General features: G+C 66.9%; 10 protein-coding genes and 1 pseudogene. 6 read left to right on the forward strand and 5 right to left on the reverse strand.

The window, feature by feature from the left end; genetic code table 11:
- Nucleotides 1-63 precede the first annotated feature (63 nt).
- The 3 genes from ABFA30_RS24165 to ABFA30_RS24175 are packed head-to-tail and all read right to left on the reverse strand — an operon-like array spanning nt 64 to nt 3,351.
- Nucleotides 64-1,077, reverse strand: a complete 1,014-nt coding sequence (locus tag ABFA30_RS24165) for a 4-hydroxythreonine-4-phosphate dehydrogenase PdxA (protein ID WP_225790840.1) — start codon at nt 1,075-1,077, stop codon at nt 64-66.
- The gene (locus ABFA30_RS24170) at nt 1,074-2,033 is read right to left on the reverse strand and encodes an amidohydrolase family protein (RefSeq protein ID WP_225790839.1); all 960 of its coding nucleotides are present in this window, start codon (nt 2,031-2,033) and stop codon (nt 1,074-1,076) included. The genes ABFA30_RS24165 and ABFA30_RS24170 overlap by 4 nt, the downstream gene beginning before the upstream one ends.
- Entirely contained in the window at nt 2,026-3,351 is a 1,326-nt protein-coding gene (locus tag ABFA30_RS24175) for an MFS transporter (protein ID WP_225790838.1), read from the reverse strand. Before ABFA30_RS24175 ends, ABFA30_RS24170 begins: the two co-directional genes overlap by 8 nt.
- A gap of 239 nt (nt 3,352-3,590) precedes the next feature.
- On the opposite strand from ABFA30_RS24175, the gene ABFA30_RS24180 reads away from it, so the two are divergent.
- The 4 genes from ABFA30_RS24180 to ABFA30_RS24195 all read left to right on the forward strand — a co-directional run bounded on the left by ABFA30_RS24180 (nt 3,591) and on the right by ABFA30_RS24195 (nt 7,723).
- On the forward strand, nt 3,591-4,604 hold the full coding sequence (locus ABFA30_RS24180) for a tripartite tricarboxylate transporter substrate binding protein (protein WP_317235063.1): 1,014 nt from the start codon (nt 3,591-3,593) through the stop codon (nt 4,602-4,604).
- A 20-nt stretch (nt 4,605-4,624) separates the two neighbouring features.
- On the forward strand, nt 4,625-5,152 hold the full coding sequence (locus ABFA30_RS24185; RefSeq protein WP_225790837.1) for a tripartite tricarboxylate transporter TctB family protein: 528 nt from the start codon (nt 4,625-4,627) through the stop codon (nt 5,150-5,152).
- Nucleotides 5,149-6,672, forward strand: coding sequence for a tripartite tricarboxylate transporter permease (locus tag ABFA30_RS24190; RefSeq protein ID WP_225790836.1), 1,524 nt, complete (start codon nt 5,149-5,151; stop codon nt 6,670-6,672). Before ABFA30_RS24185 ends, ABFA30_RS24190 begins: the two co-directional genes overlap by 4 nt.
- Before the next feature lie 103 nt (nt 6,673-6,775).
- Nucleotides 6,776-7,723 carry a LysR family transcriptional regulator gene (locus ABFA30_RS24195; RefSeq protein WP_225790835.1) on the forward strand — a complete coding sequence of 316 codons (948 nt, stop codon included), beginning with the start codon at nt 6,776-6,778 and terminating at the stop codon, nt 7,721-7,723.
- A 2-nt stretch (nt 7,724-7,725) separates the two neighbouring features.
- On the opposite strand, the gene ABFA30_RS24200 is transcribed toward ABFA30_RS24195, so the two are convergent.
- Nucleotides 7,726-8,526: a helix-turn-helix transcriptional regulator gene (locus ABFA30_RS24200; RefSeq protein ID WP_253104189.1), complete on the reverse strand. Its 801-nt coding sequence runs from the start codon at nt 8,524-8,526 to the stop codon at nt 7,726-7,728.
- A gap of 194 nt (nt 8,527-8,720) precedes the next feature.
- Here ABFA30_RS24200 and ABFA30_RS24205 point away from each other — a divergent pair, with 194 nt between their 5' ends.
- Together ABFA30_RS24205 and ABFA30_RS24210 are read left to right on the forward strand one after the other, a co-directional pair.
- Entirely contained in the window at nt 8,721-10,070 is a 1,350-nt protein-coding gene (locus ABFA30_RS24205; protein ID WP_225790833.1) for an APC family permease, read from the forward strand.
- Nucleotides 10,071-10,085: 15 nt separating this feature from the next.
- Nucleotides 10,086-11,183, forward strand: a complete 1,098-nt coding sequence (locus ABFA30_RS24210; protein ID WP_410046088.1) for a P1 family peptidase — start codon at nt 10,086-10,088, stop codon at nt 11,181-11,183.
- A 105-nt stretch (nt 11,184-11,288) separates the two neighbouring features.
- On the opposite strand, the pseudogene ABFA30_RS24215 reads toward ABFA30_RS24210, so the two are convergent.
- Nucleotides 11,289-11,488, reverse strand: a pseudogene (locus ABFA30_RS24215) (chemotaxis protein); the annotation flags it as partial.

Raw genomic sequence — 11,488 nt, forward strand, 5'->3', positions numbered from 1 at the left:
CTCCGGGCCCCAGGCGATGTGGGTGATTGACTGACGGGAAGGTGAGGCTGGCGGTGCGCGGGATCAGCGGGCGTTGAGCCCCATCCGGCAGGCGATCTCGAAGGCCTGGCGGGTCGCGCCGACGTTGGCCTTGCCCTGCCCTGCGATGTCGAAGGCCGTGCCATGCGCGGGTGTGGTGATGGGCACCGGCAACCCGCCCTGGACGGTCACGCCACGGGAGAAGCCCATCAGCTTGATCGCGATCTGCCCCTGGTCGTGGTACATGGTGACCACGGCATCGAAGGCCTGGGCATCGCCCTGCACCTTGAGGAAGATGGTGTCGGCCGGATAAGGCCCGTCGGCTTCGATGCCCTGCGCACGCGCCGTCTGCACCGCTGGGCCGATGATGTCCAGCTCCTCGCGGCCAAAGCTGCCGTTGTCGCCGTTGTGCGGGTTGAGGCCGCACACACCGATGCGCGGCCGGGCCAGGCCACTGCGCTTGAGCGCGGTGTCGATCAGGCCGATGGCCTCGAGCACCCGCGCCTGGCTGAGCAGGCCCGGTACGTCGGCCAGCGCCACGTGGGACGTCACCCGTGAGGTCCAGAGCTCATCGAGCACGTTGAACTCGCAGAACGGGCCGGCGAAGCCCAGGCGCTCGGCGAACCAGTGCAGCTCGTCGCTATGGCCCATGCCGGCCATGTGCAGCGAGGTCTTGTTCAATGGCCCGAAGAGAATCGCGTCGGTCCTGCCGTCCTGGGTCAGCGCCAGGGCCACGGCCAGGGTATCCAGGCTGTAGCGCCCGCCGATCACGCTCGCCTCGCTGCGCGGGAACTCGCCCTCGGCTGCGCCGCGATAGGGGTACAGCAGCGGCGTGTCATCGGCGAAGTCCAGCGCTTGCAGGTCGTCGATGCGCCGGTAAGGGAACTCGCAGCCGGCGATACGCATGCCCCGACGCATTTCCGCTTCGTCGGCGATCAGCACCACGCGGGCCTTGCCGCGCACCTCGGGCTCGGCCAGCAGGCGGGCGATCAGCTCCGGGCCGATACCGGCGGGGTCGCCCAGGACCATGGCCAGGCGCGGGAGGGTGGGTTTGCTCATGCAGGGGTCCTCAGGTCGGTCGACACTGGCGCAGGGCGCAAGGTGTCGGGCACGGTGCGGTAGATGCGCCGGGCGTTATGGTAGAAAAGCTGGGCCTGCGCCTCGCCGGGCAGGTCGGCGACGATGCGCTTGAAGCCGCCATAGATGTCGTCGAACGAGCCGCACAGGCTGTCGACAGGGAAGTTGCTGGCGAACATCGCCCGCTGCGCGCCGAACATGGCGATGGTCTCGCGCACGATCCAGGCGTTGTCCTCGGCACGCCACGGCCTGCCGGCCTGGCCGATGCCAGAGATCTTCACCCTCGCGTTCGGGCACTCGGCGAACCGCGCCATGGCCGCATGCCAGGCCGCCAGGGCCGCTTCGCCGCGGTCCGACGGCAGGCCGGTGTGGTTGAGGATCAGCAGTGTCTGGGGGAAATCACGCGCCAGCCGCTCGGCCTCGGCCAGGTTCCACCACGGCGTCTGCAGGTCGAAGTGCAGCCCGTGGCGGGCCAGCTCGGCGTAGCCACGGCGCCAGCGCTCGTCGCTCATCAGGCTGCGGCACTGGCCGACCTCCTCCGGCCGGCTCGGGCCACCCGGTTTGTGGCGCACGCTGCGGACCCGCTCGAAGCCGGCCTGTGCGGCCAGCACCTCGGCCGCCTCGGGAGCATCCAGCCAGGCCTGCGCGACCACCGCGTTGGGCGCGCCATAGCGGGCGGCGACCTCATGGATGAAGCGGGTTTCGCCAATCGGGTCACGCGGGTCCCACTCGGTTTCCACGTAGACGGTCTCGACCACCCGGTGGGCCCCTGCATCGGCAAGGTAGTCCTCGGGGAAATAGCGCCGCTTGATCGCGCTGTAGTCACCGTAGCGGAAGGGGATGTTCTCGCTGCCCGACAACCACGGATGGTGGTTGCGTTGCGGGTCCCAGAAATGATGATGGGCATCGACGATCGGCCCGTCGTACAGCTCAGCCATGGGATACCTCGGTCTTGTCCAGAGCGATCAACAGGGTGCCGGCGATGAACAGCGCCGAGCACAAGGCGAAGAAACCGAGCACCGCCGAGTAGCCGCCCAAGTGCTGGAGCAGCAGGCCGACCAAGATCGGCACGACGATGCCGCCGAGGCTGCCGGCGAGGTTCATCACCCCGCCGATCAAGCCGACCCGCGAGGGGGCGGCGAGTAGCGCCGGGAAGCTCCAGTACAGGCTGCCCCACATCAGGAAGAAGGCGGTCAGCGCCAGCAGCGCGACGGCGGCGAAGGCATCGTCCAGTTGTGGCAGCAGCAGGAAGGCGCCCAGCGCCACCAGCCCGGACACGCTCAACAGGCTCTTGGCCGCCACGCCACGGCGCACGCCTTTGCGGATCAACAGGTCGCAGAGGTAACCGCCAACCAGCGAGCCGACCGCGCCGCACAGGAAGATGATGAAAGTCGCGGCACCGATGCCCTTGATGTCGAAGCCCCGTGCCTGGGCCAGGTAGCTCGGCCCCCAGGTCAGCAGGCCGAAGAACACCATGGCCCAGCTGGCACGCCCGAGCAGGATGCCGGTCAGCGAACGGGCGGCGATGCCCAGGCCCTTGGTCGCCTGCAGGGCGGCCTCGGCCATCGGCACGGCGCGGCCCTGGTTGATCTTGTCGAGTTCGGCATCATTGACCGCCGGATGCTCGGCGGGGTTGTCGCGCAGGTAGTGCCAGGCCAGCCAGGCCATGGCCAGGGTGGCGATGCCGGCGATGAAGAAGGCGATGCGCCAGGAACCGAGCACGGCGATCAGGTAGGCGATGATCAAGCCGCCCAGGGCCACGCCCAGCGGCCCGCCGCAATCCATGAGCACAGCACCACGGCTGCGCTCGCTGGAACCCAGCCACAGCGAGTTGAGCTTGCCGCCGGAGGGGAACAATGGCGCCTCCGCGGCCCCCAGCGCCACGCGCGCGAACATCAGCGAAAGGCCGCCGGTGGCGAACGCCGCGAGCGTCTGGAACATGCCCCACAAGCCCGTGGACCAGCCGATCACCCGGCGCGGCCCGTAGCGGTCGATCAACCAGCCGCCGGGGATCTGCAGCAAGGCGTAGGCCCAGAAGAAGCTGCTGAGGATCAGCCCTTGCATGCTCGGCGTCAGCTCGAACTCGGCGGCGATGGTGGGCATGGCGATGGACAGGGAGACACGGTCGATCAGGTTGATCACCGTGAGTGCGAAGATGATGGCGAAGATGCGCCAGCGCACATTGCTGGCCTTCTGCGCGACGGTCTTGCCGCGCGCAGGGCTGGCGTGCAGCACGGCAGGGTGTGCCTGAGCCATGGGAAGTCCCTCTGATCGTTATTGTTGTGATCCGGTAAGGCCGGTGAAGCCCACTATGGGTGCGGCATCGATAACCGTCTAATCAAACCTGCTCATACAGCCATTTCCTGTGGTTATCGCTAGGCGAACCGGCCTGGCATAACCCATGGCTATCGGTGTATGCCTTATTTTGAGTAGACGCTTATCGGTTCGCTTCGCACACTCCGGCTACCCATAACAAAGACAACAAGAGGTATCCCATGCGAACCGCATCCGCGCGTCACCTGTCGTCGTTCCTGGCCGCTTGCACGCTGCTCTGCGCCAGCACCCTGCCCGCCCTTGCCGAGGGTTGGAAGCCCGGGAAGAACGTTGAAATCGTCGTCGCCGGTGGCCCCGGGGGCGGCACCGACCAGCTGGCACGCCTGATCCAGTCGGCGATCAGCCAGCATCAGTTGCTGGACGTCAACACCGTGGTGCTGAACAAAGGCGGCGGCAATGGCGCCGAAGCCTTCCTCGACATGAAGCTGGCCCAGGGCGATGCGCACAAGCTGGTGATCGGCACCAACAATGTCTACCTGTTACCGCTGGTGGCCAAGCTGGGTTACCAATGGACCGACCTGACACCGGTGGCCGCGGTCGCCGAGGATGACTTCATCCTCTGGACCTACCAGGACGCGCCCTGGGCCGATGCCTCGGCGTTCAAGGCAGCCCTTGCAAGCAACGCCGGCAAGATGCGCTTCGGCGGCAGCCAGTCCAAGGACGTCGACCAGACCCTGGCGTTGCTGATCGGCCAGCAGGTCGGCAGCAAGCTCACCTACATCCCCTTCAAGAGCGGCAGCGAGGCCTCCATCCAGCTGGCCGGCAAGCACATCGCGGCCAACCTCAACAACCCTGCCGAAAGCCTCAGCCAGTGGCGCGGCGGCCAGGTCAAGCCGCTGTGCGTGTTCAGCCGCGAGCGCATGATCTACAGCGAAAAGGTCACCGCCGAGCAGTCCTGGGCAGACATCCCGACCTGCCACGAGCAGGGTCTGGGCATCGATCAGTACCGCTTCCCGCGCACTGTGTTCCTGCCTGGCGGCATCAGCGACGAGCAACGCGCCTTCTATGTCGAGCTGCTGCGCAAGGTCAGCCAGACCCCGGAATTCAAGACCTACATCGAACGTTCGGCGCTGGCACCGACCTTCCTCGAAGGCCAGGACCTGGTGGCCTACATCGAGAAGGACCGTGAGCGGGTCATCCCGCTGTTCCAGCAAGCCGGCTGGCTGCGCCAGTGAACCCTGCCATGGAGACGCCCATGTCCTCACCTTCAGACGCGCCATTGATCGCCACCCGCTGGGTGGAAACCGGCCTTGCGCTGTTCACTGCCGCACTGGGCGGCATCGTCATGCAGGGCAGCCTGGATATCGGTATCGGCTGGGGCGATGCCGGCCCAGAAGCCGGCTACTTCCCCTTCTACATCGGCCTGCTGCTGAGCGCCGCCAGTATCGGCAACCTGCTCCTGGCGCTGCTGCGCCGACAGGCGATGGCGGCGTTCGTCGGGCGCCAGGCATTCGCCCGGGTGCTGTCGGTGTTCCTGCCCATTGCCGTGTACGTGGCGGCCATGCCATTCACGGGCATCTACCTGGCCTCGGTGCTGTTCATCGCCTGGTTCATGTGGCGCAGCCGCCAGGATGGCCAGGGCCATGGCAAGTTGGCCATCGCCATGATCTCCTGCGGTGCGGCACTGGCCAGCTACCTGATCTTCGCGGTCTGGTTCAAGGTGCCGCTGGACGCCGGCGTGCTGGGCGACCTGGCCACCTTCCTGGGAGGGCTGCGGCCATGAGTGAATTCGACTCGCTGATGCAGGGCATGAGCCTGATCTTCACCGCCCACCACCTGGGCCTGATGGTGGTCGGCGTGCTGCTGGGCATCCTGGTCGGCGTGCTGCCAGGGCTGGGCGCGCCGAACGGCGTGGCCCTGCTGCTGCCGCTGACCTTCACCATGTCGCCAGTGTCGGCGATCATCCTGCTGTCGTGCATGTACTGGGGGGCGTTGTTCGGTGGCTCGATCACCTCGATCCTGTTCAACATCCCCGGCGAGCCGTCCTCGGTGGCCACGACCTTCGACGGCTACCCGATGGCCCGCAACGGCCAGGCTGGCGAAGCGCTGACCGCCGCGTTCACCTCGGCACTGCTCGGGGCTCTGGTCGGCGTGCTGCTGCTCACCTTCCTCTCCACCCACATCGCCCGCTTCGCCATGGCGTTCAGCTCGCCGGAGTTCTTCGCCGTCTACCTGCTGGCGTTCTGTACCTTCATCGGCCTGAGCAAGAACCCACCGCTGAAAACCGTGGTGGCGATGATGATCGGCTTCGCCATGGCCGCCGTGGGCATGGACACCGTGTCCGGTGAACTGCGCCTGACCTTCGACCAGCCATGGCTACTGTCGGGCCTGAGCTTCGAGGTGGCGGTGATCGGCCTGTTCGGCATCGGCGAGATCCTCTGCACCGTGGAGGAAGGCCTGGTGTTCCGGGGAGAGCGTGCCCGTATCACGCCGATGGTGATCCTGCGCACCTGGGCCAAGCTGCCGCGCTACTGGCTGACCTGGCTGCGCAGTGCCCTGGTCGGTTGCTGGATGGGGGTCACGCCTGGCGGCCCGACCGCCGCGTCGTTCATGAGCTACAGCCTGGCCCGGCGCTTCTCGAAGAACCGCGACAGGTTCGGCAAGGGCGAGGTGGAAGGCGTGATCGCACCGGAGACCGCCGACCACAGCGCGGGCACCAGCGCCCTGCTGCCGATGCTGACCCTCGGCATCCCCGGTTCGGCGACCGCCGCGGTGATGCTCGGCGGGCTGATGATCTGGGGCCTGCACCCAGGGCCGACGCTGTTCGTCGAACAGCACGACTTCGTCTGGGGGCTGATCGCCAGCATGTACCTGGGCAACGTCGTGAGCCTGATCGTGGTGCTGGCCACGGTGCCGCTGTTCGCCTCGATCCTGCGCATTCCGTTCTCGGTCATCGCGCCGATCATCATCATGGTCTGCGCCATTGGTGCCTACTCGGTGCACAACTCGATGACCGATGTCGGGCTGATGCTGCTGTTCGGCGCGCTGGGCTATGTGTTCAAGAAACTGGGCTACCCCATCGCCCCGCTGGTGCTGGCCGCGGTACTGGGGGACAAGGCCGAGGATGCGTTCCGCCAGTCGATGCTGTTCTCCGACGGGCAGTTGTCGATCTTCTGGTCCAACCCGCTGGTGGGCAGCCTGACCAGTGCGGCCCTGGTGATGCTGTGCTGGCCGCTGCTTGCCAGGTTGGCGACAGCGCTGCGTTCGGCGCTGGGGCAGAAACGGCAGCGGCGCACGGCTTGAACCTCCTGGGCAGGGGCTGCTTTGCAGCCCCCCTCGCGCAATCCGCTGGCGAGCGCTGCCATTTCTTGTCACTCTTGACCGCCCCTCGACCATGAGCCAGACCATGTCCCGCATCCCCGACGCCAGTATCATCCATAGCCGCCTGCGTCTGCGTCAGCTGCGCCTGATGCTGGCCCTGGAGGAGCTGGGCTCGCTGCGGCGTGCCGCCGAGGAGATCGGCATGACCCAGCCGGCGGCGACCAAGATGCTTCATGAAGCCGAGGACCTGCTCGGCGTCGAGCTGTTCGAGCGCCTGCCACGCGGCATGCGCGCCACGCCGTTCGGCGAGACGCTGATCTACTACGCGCGGATGATCTTCGCCGAGCTGTCGGGCATGCGCGAGGAAATGGTCGCCCTGGAGTCCGGCAACCTCGGCCGGGTCACGGTCGGCGCCATTCCTGCCCTGGCCTCTGGCCTGCTGACCCGTACCATCGCCACCCTCAAGCGAAGCCATCCGCGCCTGTCGATGAGCATCCAGGTGGATACCAGCGACGTGCTGGTGCAGGCCCTGCAACAAGACCAGCTCGACGTAGTGCTGGGGCGCATCCCCAGCAACGCGCGTACCGACGACCTGCAGTTCGACAGCCTCGGCGAAGAGGACCTGTGCGTGATCACCGGCGCGCAGCACCCGCTGGCCAAGGCCAGGAAACTGGACTGGACCGAACTGCAGGAAATGACCTGGGTGCTGCAGCAACATCCCAGCCCCATGCGCGCCATCGTCAACCAGGCCTTCCACAATGCCCGCATCGACCTGCCCAGCAGCATCGTCGAGACCACCTCGATCATGACCTTGCTGTCGCTGCTGCAGCAGACCGACATGATCGGCATCACCCCGCGCTCGGTGGTCGAGGACTATCCGGGACGGCACCTGCTGGCGGTCCTGCCCATCCAACTGGAGCCCCGGTTGCCGCCCTACGGCCTGATCACCCGGCGCAACCGGGTACATTCCTCGGCGATGCAGACCTTCATGATGGCCGTGCGCGCCGAGCAAGCCAGGCAGGGCTCGAAATAGGCTCAGGGGTTCTCCACATCGTGCCCCAGCGACTGCAGGAACAACGAGAACAGCTCCGGCTGCGAGGAGATGTCGAGCTTGGCGTAGAGGTGCCGGCGGTGAACCTTGACGGTTTCCGGTGAGATCGCCAGGCGCTCGGCCATGGCCTTGGAGGAATAGCCGCGCAGGATCAGCCGGGCGATCTCCAGCTCGCGCTCGGACAACACCCCCGCCCCGAAGTGGCTGAGCGCATCACGCACCTGGGCGGCCACCGGCTCGCCGGCCGGCAACAAGCGCTGGCTGCGCAATGGCCAGTGCTGCTGCATCAGCGCCAGCACCCAGGGACAGAGCATCGCCAGCAGGCCACACTGCCCGACGTCGAACGGCTGGCGCATGCCCAATGACAACGACAGCGCCCCCTGGCCGGGTAGCTGGAGGATGAACTGCACCTCGTCCTCCAGCACGTTGGCATGGAAGTAGTTGAGGTAGTACTCGCTCTGCTGGAACTGGTCCGGCGCCACTTCGTCGAGGCGGTACAGGCCGCTGGGCAGGCCGTCCTGGCAGGCCTGGTAGAAAGGATCGAGCTGGTACAGGCCGCTGAGGTACAAGGGCATGGCTGCCGGGCCATCCTGGGGGGCGGCGTCGTACTCCTCCAGCACCACGGGCGTCCCGCGGGCGGGGTAGAAGGCGGCCAGGGCATTGTCGAACGGCAGCCAGCAGCGCAGCAGCAGGACCAGCTGCTTCCAGAAGCGTGGCTGGCCGATCTGTTCGATGGTCCGGCCAAGGCTGGCGTGAACGCCGACTTCGTGAAACAGGCTGTGCATCCGTCGGTTCCCCTGAAAAGGTGATGGGATTTCCCTCCTTTCCCACCCTCGCGTCAAGGGGCGTACCCCCAAAGGGTGATTGGCCGCCTCCCCCGCCAAGCCTAGATTGCCGCCCATGCAGCGCTGCGCCGAGAGGGCGCCATCCGCTTCTTCGTCACTGCCTCAACCACCAATAACAATTCGAGGAGAACGACATGCACGACCGTGCGCTCAAGCCCAGCCTGGGCATGCTCGATGTGGTCGCCATCACGGTATCGGCGGTCACACCGGCCAGTTCCGTGTTCGTCATCGCACCTTTCGCCATCGCCCAGGCCGGCAGCGGTGCCTTCCTGGCCTTCGTCCTGGCCGCCCTGCTGGCGCTGATGTTCGCCTGGTGCTACGCCGAGCTCGGCCGTGCGCACAGTTCGGCTGGCGGCGAATACGTCTATGCCAAGCGAGTGTTCGGCGGCATGGCCGGCTATGCCACCTTCCTCACCGTGCTGGTGTCCTTGCTGTTCATCCCGCCGGTGCTGGCCACAGGCGCGGCCACCTACCTCAACAGCGCCCTGGGCACGCAGTTCGACACCCCGTCCGTGGCCTTGGCCATCGTCGTCGCCAGCTACGGCCTGGGTATCCTCAACATCCGCGTCAACGCCTGGGTCACCGGGGTCTTCCTGCTCTGCGAGGTCGTCGCCCTGCTGGTGATCGTGGTGCTTGGCCTGGGCAACGTCAGCCAGCCGCTGAGCGTACTGGCCCAGCCCCTGCACCTGGACCACGGCCTGCTCGCGGCAGCGCCCTGGGCGCTGGTGTTCGCCGCGGTGGGCACCGCACTGTTCTCCTACAACGGCTTCGGCGGCGCCGTGCTACTGGCCGAGGACATGAAGGACGGTGGGCAGGGCATCCACCGCGCCGTGCTCTGGTCGCTGGCGCTGGTGGTGGCGATCGAGCTGATACCGATCGGCGCGCTGTTGCTCGGCGCCCCGTCTCTGCAGGACATGCTGGCCAGCCCCGACCCGATCGGCTACCTGCTCACCGCCCATGGCAACGAAACCCTCTCGCGGCTGGTCAGTGCCGGGATCTTCCTCTCGGTGTTCAACGCCATCATCGCCATCGTCATCCAGTCTGGCCGGGTGATCTTCAGCAGCGGCCGCGACCAGTTGTGGACGCCAGCCCTGAACCGCCTGTTCACGCGCATCCACCCACGCTGGGAATCGCCGTGGCTGGCCACCTTGTTCCTCGCCGTGCCGTCGGCAGCCCTGAGCTTGAGCTCCAACCTGGAGGAACTGACCTCCTTCACCGTCCTGCTACTGGTCATGGTCTACCTGGCGGTGGCCCTGTGCGGCCTGTTCAGCCGGGTACTGCGCAGCGACCGTGAACACCCGTACCGCATGCCGCTATGGCCACTGCCGGCGCTGCTGGCGACGCTCGGTTCCGGCTACCTGCTGCTCAATTGCCTGCTCGGGGCTTCGGTACGCGACACCCTGATCATCCTCGGCATACTGGCTGCCTCGGTGCTCCTCTATGGCACCTACGGCAAGCTCAGCCCAGCCTTCCAGAAACTCTGAAACGAAGGAGTCCCTATGCGCGCTCGTCAACTCGGCATCACCCTGGGCCTGGGTAGCCCCGGAGCATTCAACGCCATCACCGATGTCCCTGGGGTCCGCGTCGGCCACAGCACCCTGGTCGCCGATGGCGACGGCAAGCAGGTGCGCACCGGCGTGACGGTGATCCAGCCCCGCCCCGGCGCGGCCCGCCTGGCGCCGTGCTTCGCCGGTGTCCACGTGCTCAACGGCAATGGCGATGCCACGGGGCTGGAATGGATCCGCGAGGCAGGCCTTTTGACCACGCCCATCGCCATCACCAACACCCACAGCGTCGGCGTGGTGCGTGACGCCCTGATCGCCGCCGAGCGCGATGCCCTGGCCGATCCGTCGGTGTACTGGTGCATGCCGGTGGTGCTGGAGACCTTCGACGGCCTGCTCAACGATATCTGGGGCCAGCATGTCGGCCCGGCCCAGGTGAACGAAGCGCTGGCCCGCGCCGAGTCCGGCCCGGTCGCCGAAGGCGCTGTCGGTGGCGGAACCGGTATGATCTGCCACGAATTCAAGGGCGGTATCGGCACCGCTTCGCGCAAGCTGCCGCAAGACCAAGGCGGCTGGACCGTGGGCGCGCTGGTGCAGGCCAACCATGGCCAGCGCCGCGAGCTGCGCATCGACGGCTATCCGGTCGGCCGGGTATTGGACGGCATTCCCTCGCCCTTCGACGACCGTGGCGAGCCGGGCATGGGGTCGATCGTGGTGATCATCGCCACCGACGCACCGTTGCTGCCGCACCAGTGCCAGCGCCTGGCCCAACGGGCGTCCATCGGCATCGCCCGTACCGGCGGTGGTACCGAGGATGCCAGCGGTGACCTGTTCGTCGCCTTCTCCTGCGCCGACCAGCAACTGCCAGCGGCCGCCTACGGGCGCAAGGGCGTGCCCTTGAGCATGCCGGTGCAGATGCTCAACAACGACCACATCACACCGTTGTTCATGGCGGCGGCCGAGGCGGTGGAGGAAGCGATCGTCAATGCCCTGCTGGCGGGGGGGGACATGCACACCGCCGACGGTGTGCTGGTGCCGGGGCTGGGTGGCGAGCGCTTGCTGGAGGCACTGCGGCAGGTAGGTTGGCAGGGGTAGATAGCGGGGGCCGCTGTGCGGCCCAATCGCGGGCAAGCCCGCTCCCACAGGGCCCTGCAAAGCCACATCATTGGCAAGTGCAGGAGCCCCAGCCAGCAGCTCGCCTCAGATCCTGAAACTCCCCACCAACTGCTTCAACCGCCCGGCCTGCTGGCTCAGGGCATCGCAGTGACGCAGGGTCTCGTTGAGGTTCTCCACCCCCTGCTGGTTGAGGGTGTTGATCTGGGTGATGTCCAGGTTCAGGCTCTCGACCACCGCGCTCTGCTCCTCGGTGGCGGTGGCCACCGACTGGTTCATGCCGTCGA

Origin of the sequence: Pseudomonas sp. HLMP (assembly GCF_046365545.1) — a bacterium.
GTDB lineage: Bacteria > Pseudomonadota > Gammaproteobacteria > Pseudomonadales > Pseudomonadaceae > Aquipseudomonas > Aquipseudomonas guariconensis_B.